Genomic DNA, 18,782 nt, shown 5'->3' with positions numbered 1-18,782 from the left:
GAAGCAGTCAAACTTCTTTGGAAGCCCCCACTTCAAATTTTCGCTAGAAAATTAAGTGGGGGTAGTTCACTTCAAGTACATTGCCATTATTCCGCCATTTTTCTTTCGCCCCCATTTTTGCCATCGTTCGTAGAAATCAGCAACGATTCGACAAAAACAGGAGAAAAGAAAAATATGCTTTATGACAACGATGTTACCATAAAACATATTAAAACAAACCTAAAAACTTTTTCTTTTTGACCCGTTCTGGCTCTTCACTGTAGACTGCTTGCCCGCGGATGAGAAGCTCGGCGTTTTCTTGGAAGAAATACACGGCGTTCATGCCAAATTCTTTGTTTATGACATCGTATGCTTCCCGCATACGGAATGGACGGGTTGTCGTATTATGCGCATCAGAAGCGATAAAATGCGCTAAGTTCGCTTCCATCAGCTGTAAGGAAAATTTTTTTATTTTTTTTCCGAAATGTCCTGATACACTTGAGGCCGTCAGCTGTGTCAGCACGCCTCGTTTCACCAGTTGGTAGAGACGCTCTGGACGTTCCATGATTTCTGCATTCCGCTCTGGATGAACGATAATTGGAATAAAGCCTTTCAGCTGTAAATCAAACAACAGTTGTTCAGCATAACGAGGTACGTGATCGAAAGGAAATTCAATGAATAAATACGAAGTATCTGCTAGGGTCATGATTTCGTTTTCTGCTAGGTTTTTCAATAAATCCCCATGAATGCGTACTTCCTGTCCTGGCAATACTGTAAGCGGAATATCGTGTTGCTTCATGATATCGTTCAATTGTGCGGCTAATGTGATGATGGAGTGTTTCGGATTGTCATATTTTCCGTTTTTATGATGAGGAGTTGCGATGATGGTCGTAATTCCTTCTTTCACTGCGGCGCGCGCCATTGCTATAGCATCTTCGATTGTTTGCGCGCCGTCATCGACGCCAGGTAAAATATGACTATGTATATCGATCATCCTCGCTCCTCCTTGCTATTCGACTAACCAAACAACTATTATGTTAGCATAGGAAGTTAGCACTATCAATCAGTGTATTTTGTAGAATTTTGTCGAATATAAGATATTTTTTGCATTTTTGAGAAACTTGTGGTTATGATAGTAAAGAATTCCCAATCGTTACACTTCTCCTGGTTGTATAGCATGAAAAAACACTCTATAATCTTAATAGCAACATGCAAATTTGATGCTAAAAGGAAGGTTGCACATGAGAGCAAAACGTCGAAAAAAGAAAAAATGGCTGCGCTGGGTTGGCGGGATTGTCGCTGTCCTTCTCATCGGTATTGGAGCATACGCTTATTCGATCTATCACCATGTGAAACAAACAGCAAATCAAATGTATGAAAATGTAGACTGGAAATCCGATAAGCGGGATGACGAAGTATCGTTTAAGGAGAAAACACCGATTTCCATTTTGTTAATTGGCGTCGATGAACGAAAAGGAGATCGCGGCCGCGCCGATTCGTTAATTGTCATGACGGTCAATCCGAATAAAAAATCGATTGAAATGGTCAGCGTTCCCCGCGACACGAGAACAAAAATTATCGGCAAAGGATCGGAGGATAAAATCAATCACTCGTACGCGTTTGGCGGCGTGGAGATGACGATGGCGACCGTCGAACATTTTTTAGACATTCCGATTGATTATTATATTAAAGTCAACATGGAAAGCTTCCGCGACATTGTCGATGCGGTCGGCGGGGTGACGGTGGACAACCCGTTTGCGTTTACGTATGAGGGCGTCACCTTTCCAAAAGGGAAAATTACGTTAGACGGGGAAAAAGCGCTCAAATATTCGCGTATGCGCTATGAAGACCCGCGCGGTGATTTTGGGCGGCAGGACCGCCAGAAGCAAATTATTCAAGCGATCATCGAAAAAGGGGCAAGCTTTTCGTCGCTCGCCAATTATAACGATGTGTTAGCAGCCATCGGGAAAAATATAAAAACGAATTTAACGTTTGAAGAAATGAAAGAGATTCAGTCGAATTATAAAGACGCCCGCCACCATATTGAGCAGCTGCATATTACTGGAAAGGGGACGAAAATTAACGGTATTTATTACTTGCTTGTCCCAGAAGAAGAGAGACTGGCTATTTCGAATAAATTAAAAGAACATTTGGAATTGAAAACGGCATCGTAATAAGGAAAGCGCACCGCATGAAAGTGTGGTGCGCTTCTTATTTGGCGATAAAATAGTTGATCAAAAAATCCGCCCATAGCTGGTGGCCTCGTTCATTTGGCAAGTCTGTGTTTTCATTGACAACATCGTTGAGCTCTTCGCTTTTGTAATCCGGCCATGCTTTCCAATGGTCTAAGTAAATGTACCCTTTTTCTTTTGCGAACGACTGAAGTTGTTCTACTTGTGACGGGTAATATCTCGCATTATAAATCGGATGCGGCGGCTGCAGCATCACCGTCACATCCGGCAATGCGGATTGGATGTTTTGGATGATGGTGTCAATCTGTTGCAGCGCATCTCCGATTTCGATCACACCGTTATTGTTTAATAAAAACGGCTCCCATAACAAAATATCTGGCTTCGCATCGATAATTTCTTTGTCTACATTCGCCTCTAACGCCTCTTTCGTTGTCATTTCCCCATATTCTTTGACGACAACTTCAAATACACGTTTGCCATATGTAGATTCCAATTCGTTTTTGAACAAAGCCGGCCAGCTTTTCTCGGAAGAAGAAATTGCTTGTGAACCGACAATGACAAGCCGCACTGGTTTATTTTTATTTATCGCGTTCTTTATCTTTTTTTGCACTTCAGGTGGTAAATTGGCTGCGTATTCCATTAATGCATCGTCTTCATTGCCCGCCGTTTGACCATTCCCTGTTTCTTCCGCGATTGCGTTTTGAATCGTTTGATTGACTTTTTTCTGCCAGTATACTTGTCCTACGATAATGAACGAAATACAACTGAAAAGGAACAGCGCTGTTAATAGGATATTTCGCAATCTTTCCCCCACCTTACAAGCAAGATTAGAGGGCTTCCTAAATACTAGGATGCCCTATCTTATTTGTATTCGTAATAGTAGTAATGTTGTCCTTCTCGTTGTTTTCTTTGGTTTAATACGACGCCAAGAAGTTTGGCATTCGCAGCTGTCAATAGTTCTTTCGCTTTCACAGCCGCCTCAATTTCCGTTTTGCCGCTTGCGACGACTAAGATCGTTCCATCGCATTTATTCGCTAAAATTTGCGCATCGGTTACCGCCAGTACTGGTGGTGTATCAAATATAATTAAATCAAACGATTCGTATAGTTGCTGCAAGCAGTTATCCATCGTTTTCGAACTAAGCAGCTCTGCAGGGTTCGGCGGGATCGGTCCAGATGTAAGGACATATAAGTTCTCCACATTCGTTTCTTGGCAAGCTGATAATATCGATGAGGAATGTGTAAGCACACTCGTCAATCCCACATAATTGTTCAAGCGAAAGGTGTAATGCACCATCGGCTTGCGTAAATCGGCGTCAATTAGCAACACTTTTTTCCCTTGTTGGGCAAAGACGATCGCTAAGTTTGCCGTCGTCGTTGATTTTCCTTCCCCAGCGCCTGCCGAAGTGATCATTATAGAACGCATCGTTTTGTCGACAAACGAGAACTGCACGTTCGTCCGAATCGTCCGGTATTGTTCTGAAATCGGCGATTTTGGGTCTTCCATCGTAATTAAACTTCGCTCTATTTTTTGTATTTTTTTCCGATCTCTACGAGCCAATGGTTTCACCTCTTGTTTTCACCATGCTTACTTGTTTTTTCGCTTTTTTCGATTCTTCGGCCGAAATGATGCTTACCGCGCCGAGTACTGGCAAACCAAGATGTTTTTCGACATCCGTTTCGGTTTTGATCGTGTTATCTAAGTATTCTAGTAGAAAGGCAAGTCCAACCCCTGTCATCAGTCCAACGACGAAGGCAATCGCCATGTTTAATAATGGTTTTGGTTTCACAGGAGCTTGGTTTTCTTTTACTTCTGCTTTAGAGAGTATGCTTACGTTGTCGATATTCATAATTTTGACGATTTCGTTTTTAAAGACGTCTGCCGTTTTGTTGGCGATTTTGGCGGCCATGGCAGGATCCGGGTCTTGAACGGTCACCGAGAACACTTGCGAATCTTTTTCACTTGAAACTTGGATTTGTTCGTTGAGCTTGTCCACCGTGCGGTCCAAGTTTAATTCTTCTTTTACTTTTTCGAGAATTGTCGGGCTTTTTATAATGACGCTATACGTATTAATCAACTGCAAGTTCGTTTGAATTTCGTTATAATTGTATAACTGCTGTTCCGATTTTGCCTGGTTGACTAAGATTTGTGTCGATGCTTGATAAATCGGCGTTAAAAAAAAGTAGCTGACTACGCCGCTTATAATTGTCGCTAAGGCAGTAATGAGTACGATAAGCATTAAACGTTTCCGCAATGTTTCGAATAGTTCGCGCAGGCTGATGGTTTCTTCCATGTTATACCTCCCTAAGATCGTCCATGGTTGTCTCTTCATATGAATACCGTACTAATTATAACTGATAGTAACAGATATATCTAGATAAAATCAATTCTAATTTTTCTACAAAATAAACAAGGCTGCCCCTTGCTTGTAGGGCAACCTTGTTTCATTATTCGTCTTTATTGTCTTTATCGTTTATATCTTGCGGGTCTTCGATTGGGTCTTCACGGTCCGGAACGTTATCGTTTTCATCATCGCCTGGTGTGTTGTTCGTATCGTCGCCTGGCGGCAATTGATCATTTTTATTGTCATTGAGATCGCCGTTATTGTTCATATTGTTGTCGACGTCATCGTCTTGATTGATGTCGTCCGCTGGGTTCATGTCCCGATCGTTGATGTTGTTATTGTCATTTTGATCCACGTTGTTGTTTGGCGGCGGCGGATTGTCGTTGTCATTGTCACCATTGCAGCCAGCCGCAAGCATCATGGCGACGAAAGCGCTGAGCAGTTTGAATAAAAGCCACTTTTTCTTCATCGGTTCTTCTCCTTTCTGGGAATGTTGTTGACCTTATGTAAAGACCGGTCCTTGCTTATGTTTACCAGAAAGGAGAAATTCATGCATTTTATGAGGAATTTTGTATCATTCGTTTGAAGTCTTTGAGTTCGGTTTCTTGCGCGAGGGAACGATAGGAGAGGGTTTCGATCATCCGGTCGTGGCGCTGTAATTTCTCGTTTATTTCTTCATATCGTTCATCGATATGGTGGGTAATTGTGTCAAAATAAGGAGCTAAGTTGTCAATGATACTTTGAGAAAGTTTGTCGATGGTTTGTTCGACCCGCACTTGCCCCTCCTGGAGTTCAGCAACCGCCTTCTGCAACGTGCGAACATCGGACTTTAGCTGTTGTTGGCCTAAGTGAAGTTCACGTACATCCGATTCCAGCTGCTCTTGGCCTGCGCGAAGCTCGTGAATGTCCGATTCTAATTGCTTTTGGCCTGCGCGAAGCTCGCGAATGTCCGATTCTAATTGCTTTTGGCCTGCGCGAAGCTCGTGAATGTCCGATTCTAATTGCTCTTGGCCTGCGCGCAACTCGCGAATGTCCGATTCTAATTGCTTTTGGCCTGCGCGCAGCTCGCGAATGTCCGATTCTAATTGCTTTTGGCCTGCGCGCAACTCGCGAATGTCCGATTCTAATTGCTTTTGGCCTTGCTTCACTTCGTTTAGATCCACACGCATTTCTTTCAACTCAAAAAGAATTTGTTCCATCAGCCGCTCCACCGTCTCCTCACCTCCTTCTTGACGTCCATTTTACCACAAAAATCAGCTTTCCCGGACAAACAAAATAGGCTCTCCTTTCGCTGCCGAAAGGAGAGCGAGGCATCAGTCGTTTTTCTTGTCGCCAAGGGCGAACATAATTTCCGTTTCGCAAACGAGTTCGCCGTCCACTGTTGCGACACCTTTTCCTTTTCCGATCGGGCCTTTGGCGCGGATGATTTCGACTTCAAGGCGAAGCTGGTCGCCTGGTTTTACTTGCTTTTTAAAGCGGCAGTTGTCGATGCCGGTGAAAAAGGCGAGGCGTCCGCGGTTTTCTTCTTTTTTCAGCATCGCGACCGCGCCGACTTGCGCCAATGCCTCAACGATTAAGACGCCAGGCATGACCGGATATTCCGGAAAATGGCCGACGAAAAATGATTCGTTGGCGCTGACGTTTTTGATGCCGACGGCGCGTTTTCCTTCTTCGATTTCCAAGATGCGGTCGACTAATAAAAACGGATAGCGGTGCGGAATGATCGCTTGAATTTGTTGGATGTCAAGCATACATAGTCTCCTTTCTATGTTCGCCTTGTTATTGCTTCTCGACAAAATCGATGATGTGCTGCCATGTCGAGCGTTTAAAGACATCAAACGGGCTGCCGTCGCCGATCACGCCATAGCCGATCATCGCGCCAGCGGCAAGACTCACCGTCATCAGGACAAAAACGATCACGAGGCGAAGCCAAATCGGAATGAGGCGGGTGCGCTGAAATTTGCGGCGGTGCTCTGTCTTCGCTTCTTCTTTATGCTCTTGTTTTTCTTCTTGGTGTTGTTCATTCATATAAATGTCCCCTTATGATGAACGGATTCCGTTAATTAAACCAAGCATTTGGTCGGAAAGGGAAATCGCGCGGGCATTCAATTGGTACGAGCGCTCCGTGATCATCATATCGGTTAATTCCGTGCCAAGGTCGACGTTCGATTGTTCGAGAGCGCCCTGCGTCATGCTGATTTGATTGCGCAAATTGCCGATCATGTTCACCGCGACATCGGCTTCATTGACGTTCAGCGCGTTTAAATCCGGGAGGGTAAATATATTATCGCCGACCGATTGCAACAGCTGCGGCCGCAATATCGTCGTAATGCCGATATTGGCTCTTCTCATCACACGGCCGTCGGAAGCGACAGCGGTAATGGTGCCATTATTGGAAATTGTAATGTTTTTAAAGCCTTCCGGAAGCAAAATCGGCGCATTGTTTTCGTCAAGCACTGGATGGCCATCGCTTGTGACCAGCATCAGCTCATTTGGATTTTCAGCGGACGGAGTTAAATAAAATGCGCCAGATCTTGTATAGCCGATTTCTTGCGCGCCATTTTCTCCTTGGACGAGGACGCGGAAAAATTGTCCTTCTTTTGCAAGGGCAACGTCTAAGGCGCGGTCCGTTTTCGTCAGCGCCCCTTGTGCAAGCACGAGGTTTGTTTCGGCAAGGCGCGCGCCGACGCCGTACCGTACGCCGTTTGGGGTAAGGCGAGTGGCCTTGTCATTTGGTAAATTCGTAAATTGTTGGGCAAGCAGTTCGCCGAAGTTCGTTTCGCGCCGTTTAAATCCGGTTGTGTTGCTGTTGGCGATGTTGTTGCTAATGACGTCGAGCTGCTGCCCGAGCTGCGCCATCGTATTGGCAGCGGTAATCATCGAACGTAACACGTATTGATCCCCCTACTCGTTATTTGAGCCGCCCGATTTCGTTCACGGCTTTATCCATGCTTCGATCATAAGCTTGTACGATTTTTTGGTTTGCTTCAAAAGCGCGGTATGCAGAAAGCATTTCCGTCATCGCGCGGTTGAGGTCTACGTTTGCCCGTTCTAAAAAGCCTTGTTTCAGCGTGTATGTAATGTTCGGGTTGCCAAGTGCGCTCGGCAAGACGCCGTTTTCGCTGCGGAATAAGCCGTTTCCTTCTTTGACAAGCGTATTTGGATTCGCCGCAAAAGCGATGTTTATTCTTGCGATGCGGGTGTTGTTTGCGACAATCGTTCCATCGGCGTTCACGGCAAAATTCGTGCTTGGGAGCTGGATGCGCCGGCCGTTTTCATCTAATACGTACCAGCCGTCATTGGTCGTTAAAAAGCCTTGTGGATTCAAGGTGAAATTGCCGTTTCTCGTATAGCGGATGTCACCGTTTTCGTTTTGCACGATGAAAAACAGCGTTCCTTCCTTCCCCGTTTCCGCATCAACAGGAAGCGTCCCGTTGATCATCGCAATGTCGGTTGGCTGTCCGGTTTCTTTTATATCGCCTTGGCGGAAATTCGGGATGAGTTCTTGCATATAGACGCCTGTGTTGATCGAACCAATCGTTGGCTGCAACGGAAATGAACGCGGCGTTTTCGTTGGCACGGTTGCCTTGTCCAATCGCGAAAGAAGCAGTTCCGGAAATGCGCGCAATGCCGCTTGGTCAGACTTGTATCCAGGCGTATTGGCGTTGGCGATATTGTTTGTCCACATTTCGATGCGGCGCTGCTGGGCCATCATGCCGCTGGCCGCGGTATAAAACCCTCGCAACAAGGGATGTCACCTCGCATGTGGTCATATATTACCATTATAAGACAGTAGGCGAAAAAAGCGAATAGGTACCAATTCCTAACGGCATCTATTCGCTTTGTTCATCAAAAAATTACGCAAAACTTTGCTTTGGCGCGCGGTCGATGTTTTCAAGCATGAGCCCCGTTCCGAGCGCAACGCAATCCATCGGATTTTCCGCGATAAGCACAGGTACTTTTAGTTCCTCGGCAAGCAATTGGTCAATGCCGTGCAACAGCGCGCCGCCGCCCGTTAAAATAATGCCGCGGTCAATAATATCGGCTGACAATTCTGGTGGGGTGCGCTCTAATACGCTTTTGGCAGCTTGTACAATCATCGCGACCGATTCACGAAGCGCTTTTTCAATTTCCCCAGAGCGGATCGTGATCGTGCGCGGCAAGCCTGTGACAAGATCGCGGCCCCGAACGTCAATTTCCTCATCACGTGCGCCTGGGAATACAGTTGCGACTTTGATTTTAATTTCTTCCGCAGTTCGTTCCCCAATTAGCAGCTTATACTCCCGCTTGATGTAATGCAAAATTTCCATGTCAAACTTGTCCCCAGCCATTTTAATGGAGGAGGCGGTGACAATGTCTCCCATTGAGAGGACTGCCACATCGGTTGTGCCACCGCCAATATCGACTACCATATTCCCATATGGCTGGAAAATATCCATTCCCGCGCCAATGGCCGCTACTTTTGGCTCTTCTTCTAAGTAAATTTTTTTGCCGCCGCTTTTTTCCGCTGCCTCTTTGATCGCTTTCCGTTCCACCGATGTCGTATTCGACGGGCAACAAATTAAAATGCGCGGTTTGGCGAAAAAGCCTTTGACGTTGAGCTTGTTTAAGAAGTATTTCAACATCGCTTCCGTGATGTCGAAATCGGCGATTACTCCATCTTTTAGCGGCCGAATGGCAACGATATTCCCAGGAGTACGCCCTACCATTCGTCTCGCTTCTTCGCCGACAGCCAGCACCTTGTTTGTATTTTTATCAATCGCGACAACGGACGGCTCATTTAACACGATTCCTTTTCCCTTGACAAAAATGAGTACGTTCGCCGTGCCAAGGTCAATCCCAATATCCCTCGAGAACATATATGATCCTCCTTGCCTCTACCCTCGAATCACTCCTAATTGATTATTTTACCATATTTTATTAGGAGAATCATACTATTTTTGTTACGAAGGTATGACGCAAGGTGGAAAACTTCCTAGTTATTTTTCACGGCTTGTTTTTTATATTTTTTCTTTGTCGCTTCCCCCCCGCGCAAATGGCGAATCGATTTATGGTAATCGAGAATTTGTTTGACTTCCTGTGCCAGCTCCGGGTTAATTTCAGGGAGCCGCTCTGTTAAATCTTTGTGAACCGTACTTTTGGAAACCCCGAATTCTTTCGCGATCACGCGAACGGTTTTCCTCGTCTCCACGATGTACTTTCCAATCTTGATAGTACGCTCTTTGATGTAATCGTGCACACCACTCGCCCTCCCTAAGTTGGATGTGAGGAGTGTGAAATGAGACTCGCCTCGTGGATGATGAAAACCACTTCTGCTTGTGCATTTCGAAAATATCTAGAGCTTGTATCCGTGCTGTTATGAACGATCCCCACCTCAAACACTCTCGTTGTTGTTCAATTTGTAACAGTTTATTAGACAAATCGGGCATATATGCCAGAAATATCAAGGAGGACAAGGATTTTTTCATAATTTTTTTCGTTTCTTGTAACAAGATGAAAAATGGGGACGACTATATATAGAAAGGAGTGAGCTTTATGGGAAAAGGGCGGATGATCGGGCTAGCGGTCATCGCTGTGGGGGTGGCGGCAATCGGTATGCTTTTTTCCAACAATGGAGGAGAACGGCCAAAGGCAAAAGAGGAGGCTTCGCAAGCAAAATCGCAAGTAGAGCGAGGGATGAGCAATGGGACGCTCAAACCTTCATTAACGTATGAGAAAAAAGATGGAAATTACGTGGTGACGTTTACGGTAAAAAATCAAACCAATCGCGTGCAAACAGTGACGTTTACGAGCGGAAAAAAATATGATTACATTTTGTACCGCGACGGAAAAAAAGTGAAACAGTTCAGCGAAGGGAAAATGTTTACGCAAATTTATGAAGAACGTCCGTTAAAGCCAGGCGAAGCGCTCGTTTTTACCGAAACGTTTGCCGATTTGCCAAAAGGAAATTACAAGCTCGAATGGTGGCTTGCGGATAAAAATTGGCCAAACGCAAAAGCGACGATTATGTTTACGGTAGAATAAGCATAGGAAAAACCTGCCTCTTTCCAACAAGGCAGGTTTCGTTTTTAAGATAATTTACTTTTACCATGCGGCGATCGTTCCATCCGTGCGCGGTTCTGTACCGCCCGCGAGCACTCCTGTGCGCGGATTCCGCCAAATGATTTGACCGCGCCCGAATGTCCCGGAATCGAGGGAAACATGGATTTCATGCCCTTTTCGTGCCAGCGCTTCGGCAATATGGCGAGGGAACTGAGGTTCGACGAGCACCTTTTTTCCTTCGACCCATTGCCATCTTGGCGCATCGAGCGCCGCTTGCGGATTGAGATGGAAGTCAATCATGTTCATCACGACTTGCAAATGCCCTTGCGGCTGCATAAATCCGCCCATGACGCCGAACGGTCCTACCGGCTCGTTTCCTTTCGTCAAAAACCCTGGAACGATCGTATGGTACGGTTTTTTCCTTGGGGCCAGCCGGTTTACATGATGTTCATCAAAGGAAAAATTATGCCCGCGGTTTTGCAGTGCGATGCCTGTACCTGGAACAACAAGGCCGGAGCCAAATCCCATATAATTGCTTTGAATGAACGACACCATATTGCCGTCGCCGTCCGCCGCTGCTAAATAGACCGTCCCTCCTTTTGGCGGCGTTCCCGGCTTTGGAAGCAATGCTTCTTCGCCAATAAGCGCCCGTCTCGTTTCGGCAAACGAATCAGACAACAATTCCTCGACGCGATGCTCCATATGCTTGCGGTCCGTGATATACGCCCGTCCGTCGGCAAACGCCAGTTTCATCGCCTCGATTTGCTGGTGGTATGTCGCGACCGTTGGCGTTTCTGGAACGGCGAACCCTTTCATGATATTCAGCGCCATTAAGGCGACAAGGCCTTGTCCGTTCGGCGGGATTTCCCATACGTCATAACCACGGTAATGAACCGAAATCGGCTCGACCCATTCCACTTCATATTCCGCTAAATCATCGATGTCTAAAAAGCCGTTATATTGTTTGGAATAGGCCGCGATTTTTTCCGCTAATTCGCCGCGGTAAAAGCTTTCCGCATTCGTTTCCGCAATGAGGCGAAGCGTATTGGCATGATGTTTGGACGCCCATATTTCCCCGATTTTTGGAGCGCGTCCGTTTGGCGCGAACGTTTCAAACCAGCTGGCAAACTCCGGGCCTTTTAACATTTTTTGATATGTTTGAAATGCGGCCTGCCAGTACTTCCCTAACGTCGGGGAAACCGGATAGCCGTTTTCCGCGTAGTCAATGGCGGGTTTTAACACTTCGGTAAGCGGAAGCTTCCCGAATCGTTCGGATAACGCGGCCCACGCCGCCGGCGCACCAGGAACGGTGACCGGAATCCAGCCGTGTTTTGGAATTTCTTTATATCCGCGCTCTTTTACTGCTTCGATAGAAATCGACTTCGGCGAGTACCCGCTTGCATTTAATCCATAAAGCTTTCCGTTCGTCCAAACGATCGCGAACGCATCGCTGCCGATGCCGTTGGATGTTGGCTCCACCACCGTTAAGCACGCGGCGGCCGCAATCGCCGCATCGATGGCATTTCCGCCTTTTTTTAGTATTTCTAGCCCCGCTTGCGCCGCGAGCGGCTGTGATGTCGCCACCATGCCGTTTGCCGCAAACGTCGTCATCCGCTGTGACGGATACGGATAGTGTAAATAGTCCATTGCATTCCCCCCTATACCAGTGAATCTATCGCTATTATTCGCTTTCCGAAATGTTTTTCCTTTTTTTATAGTTCTATAAAAAAATCGCCTGCTTCCCTCCATCTAATAGGAAGGAAACAGGCGATGGTTTACGTTCTTGCCATGCCGATCGAGGCGTCTGGCGTTTTGTAAGATTGTTCATCGCTCGGTGTCGTTGTTTCTTCATCGGTTGATTGTTCCGTTGACGGTGTTTCTTCATTCAACTGGCTTTGTTCATCAGATGTTGTTTGTTCGTTTTCTTTTGTTTGTTCATCGGTTGACGTTGCATTGTTTTGTTCAGTCGCGTTTTCGTTTCCAGCTTTTTGTTCCGTTAGCGCTGTAAACGGTTGGTCAATGTAATCGATCGGGTTGACCGGCTTATTGTCTTTGCGGATTTCAAAGTGAGCATGAATGCCGGCTTCTTGGTTAAATTGGCTTTGCCCCGCTTTTCCGATCACTTGTCCCTGTTTTACCGTATCTCCAGCTTTCACTTTCACATCGGCAAGCGATTGGTAAACGGTGACGATGCCGTTTTCATGCTCGATTTCCACGACATGACCTAAAATCGGGTCTTTTTCCGCTTTGGTTACTGTACCGCTTAACGAAGCAGTAACATCAAACGCTTTGCCGTCCTTTCTCACGATATCGATTCCGCGGTTTGGATGATACGTATTATCATAAAAGACAAGAGCTGCTTCCTGTTCTTCTTTTGACGCATGGTAATCGTAGAACGGTTTTTGGATTTCCACGGAATTTGGATCAAGAACCGGCATCGTGAATTTTTCTACCGCTTCGTTGACTGGAACGGCCGGCTCATTTTGTTGCGAAGTGCCTGCTTGGCTGTATTCGTATTCGTCTTTTTTAGTTTTTTCGTCCTGTTTGTTTTGGAACCAGAGCGCTCCTGCTACAATGAGGGCGGCGCATGTTAAATAGATAGCTGGAAACACCCAACGCTTTCTGAACAAACGTTGTAAACTTGGTTTCTTTGGAGAAATTGGATTCTTTTCTTCCTCTCTCATGTTCATCACCTCAGCAACCATTTTGAACAGAAAGAGGAAAATATATACACGAAAAAACAATTTTTTCATTTATTTTTTGAAAAAATACGTGATTTTATGCAAAAAAATAGAGGCATCTTGGCCTCTATTTTTTCACCGTCAGCTTATTTAAAAAAGCGGTCGCAGAAGAAATTTTCACTCCCCGATAATAATATTTGACGATTTGATCGTATGTCTTCCCTTCCTTCGCCATAAAATTGGCGCCGTATTGGCTCATGCCGACACCATGCCCGTATCCTTTTGTCGTGATGACGATTTGATCGCCTTTTCGAACCCACGTAAAATCGGTGGATGTTAAATCTAATTTTTCTCGTACTTCTCTTCCTTTTAGTTTTTTCCCGTTAATCTCTACAACGTCGACACGTTTCCCCGGCGTACGCGATAAAATAACGCCAACCGAGCCGTTTTCCGGTAGTTTCACTCCTAGTTTTCGTTCAAATTCCGCCACCGAAATTACCTTTTGGTGATAGAATTTGGGCGACTTTTTATCCCACGGGCTAGCAACGCTTTTTAAGTATGGAAATTCGTTTTGCCAATACGCTTCGGAATTTTCGGTAAAACCGTTGCTTGTTGAAAAAAACGACGCTTCAATCGGTTTATTGTCGTATGTTAAAATTTGCCCGCTTGTTGCTTGTACCGCTTCTGTAATCTTTTTTATTTTCCATTCATAATCGCTTCCCCATAGACGCTTTAATTCGTCATTGCTGTAGTACACTTGATGCATGACCGTATCAGTCACATTCGCTCCTTTTGGCAGGCTGATTGGTTGATCATTTAATAATTGTTTGACAATGTACGTTCTGGCGGTAAGCGCTTGTGCTTTTAGTGCTTCCATTTCAAATTCCGCCGGCATTTCCGCTGCGACAACGCCGATGACATATTGTTCAAGCGGAATCCGTTCAATCCGCTTTTCTTTACTGCGGTATACCGCTACTTCCACGGCCGGTCCGTTTTCGGTTGCTTTTACGTTTGGCACTTTCTCCTGTTTGCGAAGCTCTTCAGCCAATTTTCCAACCTCACCGTCGTTAAATGGAATTACTAGCACTGTTGGAATGAGCAATACGACGACAAATAAAAAAGAAAGGAGTGCGATAAGTGGTTTTATACGTTTCATATACTCCGAGCCCCCAATATTCATTTTCCAAGCACAAGCGTATATCCGTTCCCAGTTAGGCGCTAGCTGCATATTTGCACTTAGGGACACTTGGTTTGTGCTTTTGTTCGTTATATAGTTATGGGCTCGGACAAGTATATATGACAACTTCTTTTCATTCGCTCCTTTGCATCTGATAGGACGTGTATTTTTCGCCGTATACAGAGATGCTTTCTTGCGCGCGCATGAAGCAAGAATCGCTCGGGACATGGCGGCAGCTTTTCCAATGCCAAAAAAATAAAAACGACCATTCACTACATATGTAGTTGACGGTCGTTTTTATTTTTATATGTTGAGATCCTTCACTTTTACATCCTCTGCCGCCGTTTCGCTTTCGTCATTGACACGCTCGATGTCGGCACCAAGCGCCGCTAGTTTCTCATGAAAGCGAACATATCCGCGGTCGAGGTGTCTTAATTCCGTCACGCGCGTATAGCCTTCCGCCGCTAAGCCGGCTAAAATTAACGCTGCCGCTGCCCGCAAATCGGTAGCAGCTACTTCCGCGCCTTGCAAATTGCAAGGACCGTTAATAATAACAGAACGTCCTTCAATTTTAATGTCGGCATTCATGCGGCGAAACTCTTCCACATGCATAAAGCGGTTTTCAAATACCGTTTCCGTAACCATACTGGTACCTTCTGCTTTAAGCAGCAATGCCATCATTTGTGACTGCATATCCGTTGGAAAACCTGGATACGGCATTGTTTTAATGTCCACCGCTTTTAATTTTTCTGGACCTATTACCCGCAGTCCATTTCCTTCTTCGATAATAGTGACACCCATTTCTTCCATTTTGGCAATCAAGGAACTTAAATGTTCTGGAACAGCACCTTGTACAAGGACGTTTCCGCCTGTAATTGCCGCAGCAACCATAAACGTACCTGCTTCGATGCGATCAGGAATAACCGTATGAGTCGTGCCAGTCAGCTGGTCTACCCCTTCGATGCGAATCGTGCCGGTTCCAGCTCCGCGCACTTTCGCTCCCATTGCATTTAAAAAGTTTGCCAAATCGACAATTTCCGGTTCTTTGGCGCAGTTTTCAATAATGGTGGTGCCTTCCGCTAATACCGCGGCCATCATAATATTTTCTGTTGCTCCAACGCTTGGAAAATCTAAATAAATTTTTGCGCCGCGCAATCTTCCTTTTACTTCGGCATCAATAAATCCGTTTCCGACTTTTACGTGGGCGCCCATCGCTTCAAAGCCTTTTAAATGTTGGTCAATCGGGCGCGAACCGATCGCACAGCCTCCTGGCAGCGCGACGCGGGCGCGGCCATTTCGGGCAAGCAATGATCCCATCACAAGCACCGATGCCCGCATTTTACGCACATATTCAAACGGCGCTTCGAACTTTAGCTCTTGCGACGCATCGACAGTGATCGTATTTTCCTCTATTTTTACATCCGCGCCTAAATAACGCAGTACTTCACTGATTGTATATACATCGGAAAGAGCAGGCACATCATGAATAACACTTTTCCCATTACTGGCTAATAATGTTGCGGCGATCACAGGCAAAACGGCATTTTTCGCTCCTTCTACTTTTACGGTGCCGCTTAACCGGTTTCCGCCACGGACGATGATCTTTTCCAAGGTATTCCCCTCCGCGTCCAATTTCTCTATATTAATATTCAATCGTAATGATTGGGGTTCCAATGACGACAGCCGTCTTCCCGCCCAATCTTTCTCGCAATGCAAGTTGAATGTTCATCGGCTGATGTTTGCTAGTTGGAAGAACGTATTCCCACTGCCCAGTATATGCAGACAGGGAAACAAATGACTCTTCTTGTAATGATTCAACTGGTGTTGCTTGAAATTCTCTTAGAAGATGTAAAGCATTGTAGAACAAACCACCTTCCATATTATCACTGAAATCCCCTTTGATACAAGTGAAAAATGTAGGCTGCTTCACAAATAATTGGCTCGACTTTTTCTCTATCGTTTCGACAATTTTTTCCCATATTTTTCTGCTCCAACCTACTCCTTTGAGTTCATAGAGGATATACGTTTGGGGCTTGTCCTTTGTGTCGGTCATGACGAGTTGAATTTTTTCTTGAAAGAAGGGGCGGTTGTATATACCCGTTGCTTTTTTCATATGGTGGTTTGCCTCAAAATGCCAATGAAAGGCGCGGTTTTCGTTTTTGAGTTCGTCTAGCTTTTTAAAAAAAGTTGCATCATTTCGAATATGCGGGGCATACTCTCTTGTGTAAACAGTCCATTGTTCAATTTCTACTTCATTGTCTTCTAAAACGCGCGCGATCGTTTTTAATGGCTGAAGGGACTCGTTCCCCATCGCTTCTCCGGATGAATATTGATACATTCCAATAATCATGATAAATAATGATGTCCATAAAAAAATGAATGGACGCACTTGTCTTTTTTTCATATCCGTTTCACTTCCTCTCCTTAATTGTTATTGTTGCCAGATCGGAAGTGAACATACATAAAAAAAATCGACAATAACCAAAAATGAAAGCGCTGTCAGTTTAAAAAAAAAGCGAGTAATATGGCATTACTCGCCTCCAAATAGAAACGGGAGTTGTTTTGACCATGATAAATAGTCAAGAAAAAAGTTGGCCACCGTCGAACCGATCATAATCGTCAATAAAATATAAAGCAATCGTCCCTGAAATACACGGTTTGGTTTGATGATCATCTCGAGCCGAACTCCTTGTAATGTCCACCACGTAATGGCGATAAACACGAGATGGACAACAATGCTTACTAACGCCTGCTGGCCCAGCATGGGCATCATCGTTTTTCACTCCTTTCTTTCCATCCATTACTTCGCGGTTTGGCGATAAAAGAAGAAAGGGGAATAACCCCCTTTATTGTAACGCTATTGAAGGAAATCGCTAAAGTGATCGAATTGTTCAAGAAAGTGATAAGCTAGCCCTGGAACGACACCGAATAGCAACGTGCCAAGCGCGCAAATGACAACAACGATCGTCAGCCCGATCGATAGTCTCACCGATGATGTCTCATCGGCAGGGCGGAAAAAGATTTGCACAAAAATGCCAAAATAGTATACATACGATATAACCGTTGCAGCGATCATCACCGCGGCAAGCACATAATGACCCGGCTCTGTCATGAGCGCCCCAAGGAAAATGTTCAATTTTCCGATGAAACCAGCCGTACCCGGGATTCCCGCAAGCGACAGCAAGAAAATTCCCATCGCAACCGCTAAAAGCGGGTTTCGCTGATAAAGGCCGGCAAAATGGCTGAGATCATCGGAATCGGCTTCGTCAGATATTCGTTGCAATATCGCAAATGCGCCAAGATTCATGAACAAATACGCAAGCAAATAAAACCAAATCGAATCGATCATGACCCATGACATCGCCGCAAAACCGACAAGAATATATCCGGCGTGGGCAATGCTCGAATAAGCAAACAGCCGCTTCATGCTCCGCTGCTTTAACGCTATCGTATTTCCAATGATCATCGTTGCCCCGGCTAAAAAGGCGATATAATCCTGCATCGAAAACAATAGCGAAGACGGATCTTTTCCTTGCGCCGGCGCTTGGGTAAAGATGGTGATAAACAATCGTAAAACGATGACAAACCCGGCCGTTTTCGAAACGACGCTTAAAAACGCGGTAACAGGAGTCGGCGCTCCTTGATAGACATCCGGCGTCCACATATGGAACGGAACGGATGAAATCTTAAACGATAAACCGACAAGCATCATCAAGAACGCAATCGCCAAGATGTATTGGTATCCGCTATCGGTTAGCTTCTGTACCTCTAAGGCAATTTCTTTTATGTTCGTCGTGCCTGTTAAGCCGAAAATATAGCTCATCCCAAACAGCGTAATCGCTGTCGAAATCCCGCCGTTAATCACATATTTCATCGCCGATTCGTTTGCCTGCATCGATGTTTTTCGTATTCCCGCCAAGATATAAGAGGAAATCGATAATAGCTCTAGCCCGACAAATAAGGTGATTAAATCGCCGCTAGAGGCCATGATCATCGCGCCAAGCAAGGCGCAAAGCAATAAATAGTAGAATTCCCCGCGATCTTTTAACCCTTCTTTTGGGCGATAATCAAACGCAAGCAACAGCGAAAGCGCTCCGCCTGCTAATAAAAGAAGCTTAAAGGCTTTGCCAAACGCGTCTAAGCGAAACGTATCGTTCAAAATCGAAACTGCTTTGGCCGGAATCAGTCCGATTGTCGCGATCAACGCAATGGCAACTCCAACAAAAGCAATCCATGCAAGCGGACGGCGGTCTTTATCATCCGGCATAAACAGGTCCATCAGCGAGAGAATGAGCGCCGTTCCAAGAACGATGAATTCCGGTGTCATCATCTCCCATTTATATTGCAATAATGTATGCATGCTCATT

Annotated in this window: 21 protein-coding genes; 2 read left to right on the top strand and 19 right to left on the bottom strand. The window is 45.4% G+C overall.

The window, feature by feature from the left end; all coding sequences use genetic code 11:
* Positions 1–208: 208 nt before the first annotated feature.
* Positions 209–973 (bottom strand): tyrosine-protein phosphatase, encoded by a 765-nt coding sequence (locus tag DCC82_RS03260; protein ID WP_097354019.1) that lies wholly within the window; start codon positions 971–973, stop codon positions 209–211.
* Positions 974–1,220: 247 nt separating this feature from the next.
* Here DCC82_RS03260 and tagU point away from each other — a divergent pair, with 247 nt between their 5' ends.
* Positions 1,221–2,153: a polyisoprenyl-teichoic acid--peptidoglycan teichoic acid transferase TagU gene (tagU, locus tag DCC82_RS03255; protein ID WP_097354018.1), complete on the top strand. Its 933-nt coding sequence runs from the start codon at positions 1,221–1,223 to the stop codon at positions 2,151–2,153.
* 37 nt (positions 2,154–2,190) lie between these two features.
* Here tagU and DCC82_RS03250 read toward each other — a convergent pair whose 3' ends face one another.
* From DCC82_RS03250 to spoIIID, 11 genes are all read right to left on the bottom strand, one after another.
* Entirely contained in the window at positions 2,191–2,973 is a 783-nt protein-coding gene (locus tag DCC82_RS03250; RefSeq protein ID WP_097354017.1) for an SGNH/GDSL hydrolase family protein, read from the bottom strand.
* Positions 2,974–3,032: 59 nt separating this feature from the next.
* Positions 3,033–3,731, bottom strand: a complete 699-nt coding sequence (locus DCC82_RS03245) for a CpsD/CapB family tyrosine-protein kinase (protein WP_097354016.1) — start codon at positions 3,729–3,731, stop codon at positions 3,033–3,035.
* On the bottom strand, positions 3,721–4,464 hold the full coding sequence (locus tag DCC82_RS03240) for a YveK family protein (RefSeq protein WP_097354015.1): 744 nt from the start codon (positions 4,462–4,464) through the stop codon (positions 3,721–3,723). The genes DCC82_RS03245 and DCC82_RS03240 overlap by 11 nt, the downstream gene beginning before the upstream one ends.
* Before the next feature lie 154 nt (positions 4,465–4,618).
* Entirely contained in the window at positions 4,619–4,984 is a 366-nt protein-coding gene (locus DCC82_RS03235; protein ID WP_097354014.1) for a hypothetical protein, read from the bottom strand.
* A gap of 88 nt (positions 4,985–5,072) precedes the next feature.
* Complete coding sequence (locus tag DCC82_RS03230) at positions 5,073–5,726, bottom strand: coiled-coil domain-containing protein (protein WP_015865285.1); 654 nt, start codon at positions 5,724–5,726, stop codon at positions 5,073–5,075.
* A gap of 102 nt (positions 5,727–5,828) precedes the next feature.
* Positions 5,829–6,266: a 3-hydroxyacyl-ACP dehydratase FabZ gene (gene fabZ, locus DCC82_RS03225; protein ID WP_015865286.1), complete on the bottom strand. Its 438-nt coding sequence runs from the start codon at positions 6,264–6,266 to the stop codon at positions 5,829–5,831.
* Between the two features lie 28 nt (positions 6,267–6,294).
* Positions 6,295–6,543 carry a DNA-directed RNA polymerase subunit beta gene (locus DCC82_RS03220; RefSeq protein ID WP_015865287.1) on the bottom strand — a complete coding sequence of 83 codons (249 nt, stop codon included), beginning with the start codon at positions 6,541–6,543 and terminating at the stop codon, positions 6,295–6,297.
* 12 nt (positions 6,544–6,555) lie between these two features.
* Positions 6,556–7,407 carry a flagellar hook-basal body protein gene (locus DCC82_RS03215; protein ID WP_187252131.1) on the bottom strand — a complete coding sequence of 284 codons (852 nt, stop codon included), beginning with the start codon at positions 7,405–7,407 and terminating at the stop codon, positions 6,556–6,558.
* Positions 7,408–7,426: 19 nt separating this feature from the next.
* Positions 7,427–8,263, bottom strand: a complete 837-nt coding sequence (locus DCC82_RS03210) for a flagellar hook-basal body protein (RefSeq protein WP_097354013.1) — start codon at positions 8,261–8,263, stop codon at positions 7,427–7,429.
* A 109-nt stretch (positions 8,264–8,372) separates the two neighbouring features.
* Positions 8,373–9,374, bottom strand: coding sequence for a rod shape-determining protein (gene mreB, locus DCC82_RS03205; RefSeq protein WP_015865290.1), 1,002 nt, complete (start codon positions 9,372–9,374; stop codon positions 8,373–8,375).
* A 116-nt stretch (positions 9,375–9,490) separates the two neighbouring features.
* Positions 9,491–9,754, bottom strand: coding sequence for a sporulation transcriptional regulator SpoIIID (gene spoIIID, locus DCC82_RS03200; protein WP_008880665.1), 264 nt, complete (start codon positions 9,752–9,754; stop codon positions 9,491–9,493).
* A gap of 296 nt (positions 9,755–10,050) precedes the next feature.
* On the opposite strand from spoIIID, the gene DCC82_RS03195 reads away from it, so the two are divergent.
* Positions 10,051–10,539: a BsuPI-related putative proteinase inhibitor gene (locus tag DCC82_RS03195; protein ID WP_015865291.1), complete on the top strand. Its 489-nt coding sequence runs from the start codon at positions 10,051–10,053 to the stop codon at positions 10,537–10,539.
* Between the two features lie 60 nt (positions 10,540–10,599).
* Here DCC82_RS03195 and DCC82_RS03190 read toward each other — a convergent pair whose 3' ends face one another.
* The 7 genes from DCC82_RS03190 to nuoN form a co-directional block, all read right to left on the bottom strand.
* Entirely contained in the window at positions 10,600–12,204 is a 1,605-nt protein-coding gene (locus tag DCC82_RS03190; RefSeq protein WP_097354012.1) for a gamma-glutamyltransferase family protein, read from the bottom strand.
* Between the two features lie 128 nt (positions 12,205–12,332).
* Positions 12,333–13,241 carry a stage II sporulation protein SpoIIQ gene (spoIIQ, locus tag DCC82_RS03185; protein WP_015865293.1) on the bottom strand — a complete coding sequence of 303 codons (909 nt, stop codon included), beginning with the start codon at positions 13,239–13,241 and terminating at the stop codon, positions 12,333–12,335.
* A 124-nt stretch (positions 13,242–13,365) separates the two neighbouring features.
* Positions 13,366–14,394: a stage II sporulation protein D gene (gene spoIID / locus DCC82_RS03180; RefSeq protein WP_097354011.1), complete on the bottom strand. Its 1,029-nt coding sequence runs from the start codon at positions 14,392–14,394 to the stop codon at positions 13,366–13,368.
* A gap of 324 nt (positions 14,395–14,718) precedes the next feature.
* Positions 14,719–16,026 carry a UDP-N-acetylglucosamine 1-carboxyvinyltransferase gene (gene murA / locus DCC82_RS03175; RefSeq protein ID WP_015865295.1) on the bottom strand — a complete coding sequence of 436 codons (1,308 nt, stop codon included), beginning with the start codon at positions 16,024–16,026 and terminating at the stop codon, positions 14,719–14,721.
* Between the two features lie 31 nt (positions 16,027–16,057).
* On the bottom strand, positions 16,058–16,819 hold the full coding sequence (locus DCC82_RS03170) for a YwmB family TATA-box binding protein (protein WP_062678116.1): 762 nt from the start codon (positions 16,817–16,819) through the stop codon (positions 16,058–16,060).
* Positions 16,820–16,945: 126 nt separating this feature from the next.
* Entirely contained in the window at positions 16,946–17,188 is a 243-nt protein-coding gene (locus DCC82_RS03165) for a DUF1146 family protein (RefSeq protein WP_015865297.1), read from the bottom strand.
* Between the two features lie 84 nt (positions 17,189–17,272).
* The gene (gene nuoN / locus DCC82_RS03160; protein WP_097354010.1) at positions 17,273–18,781 is read right to left on the bottom strand and encodes an NADH-quinone oxidoreductase subunit NuoN; all 1,509 of its coding nucleotides are present in this window, start codon (positions 18,779–18,781) and stop codon (positions 17,273–17,275) included.
* Position 18,782 lies beyond the last annotated feature (1 nt).

The sequence above is a fragment of the Geobacillus sp. LYN3 genome (assembly GCF_003064505.1).
Taxonomy (GTDB): Bacteria; Bacillota; Bacilli; order Bacillales; family Anoxybacillaceae; genus Parageobacillus_B; species Parageobacillus_B toebii.
The sequence above is the reverse complement of the archived record's forward strand: the minus strand, read 5'-3'. Positions and strand labels throughout refer to the sequence as shown.

Excerpts from the sequence above, each read along its gene's own strand:
- DCC82_RS03260 (WP_097354019.1), bottom strand. The coding sequence starts at position 973 with ATGATCGATATACATAGTCATATTTTACCTGGCGTCGATGACGGCGCG.
- tagU (WP_097354018.1), top strand. The coding sequence starts at position 1,221 with ATGAGAGCAAAACGTCGAAAAAAGAAAAAATGGCTGCGCTGGGTTGGC.
- DCC82_RS03240 (WP_097354015.1), bottom strand. The coding sequence starts at position 4,464 with ATGGAAGAAACCATCAGCCTGCGCGAACTATTCGAAACATTGCGGAAA.
- DCC82_RS03235 (WP_097354014.1), bottom strand. The coding sequence starts at position 4,984 with ATGAAGAAAAAGTGGCTTTTATTCAAACTGCTCAGCGCTTTCGTCGCC.
- fabZ (WP_015865286.1), bottom strand. The coding sequence starts at position 6,266 with ATGCTTGACATCCAACAAATTCAAGCGATCATTCCGCACCGCTATCCG.
- DCC82_RS03220 (WP_015865287.1), bottom strand. The coding sequence starts at position 6,543 with ATGAATGAACAACACCAAGAAGAAAAACAAGAGCATAAAGAAGAAGCG.
- mreB (WP_015865290.1), bottom strand. The coding sequence starts at position 9,374 with ATGTTCTCGAGGGATATTGGGATTGACCTTGGCACGGCGAACGTACTC.
- DCC82_RS03195 (WP_015865291.1), top strand. The coding sequence starts at position 10,051 with ATGGGAAAAGGGCGGATGATCGGGCTAGCGGTCATCGCTGTGGGGGTG.
- DCC82_RS03190 (WP_097354012.1), bottom strand. The coding sequence starts at position 12,204 with ATGGACTATTTACACTATCCGTATCCGTCACAGCGGATGACGACGTTT.
- spoIIQ (WP_015865293.1), bottom strand. The coding sequence starts at position 13,241 with ATGAGAGAGGAAGAAAAGAATCCAATTTCTCCAAAGAAACCAAGTTTA.
- spoIID (WP_097354011.1), bottom strand. The coding sequence starts at position 14,394 with ATGAAACGTATAAAACCACTTATCGCACTCCTTTCTTTTTTATTTGTC.
- DCC82_RS03170 (WP_062678116.1), bottom strand. The coding sequence starts at position 16,819 with ATGAAAAAAAGACAAGTGCGTCCATTCATTTTTTTATGGACATCATTA.
- DCC82_RS03165 (WP_015865297.1), bottom strand. The coding sequence starts at position 17,188 with ATGATGCCCATGCTGGGCCAGCAGGCGTTAGTAAGCATTGTTGTCCAT.
- nuoN (WP_097354010.1), bottom strand. The coding sequence starts at position 18,781 with ATGAGCATGCATACATTATTGCAATATAAATGGGAGATGATGACACCG.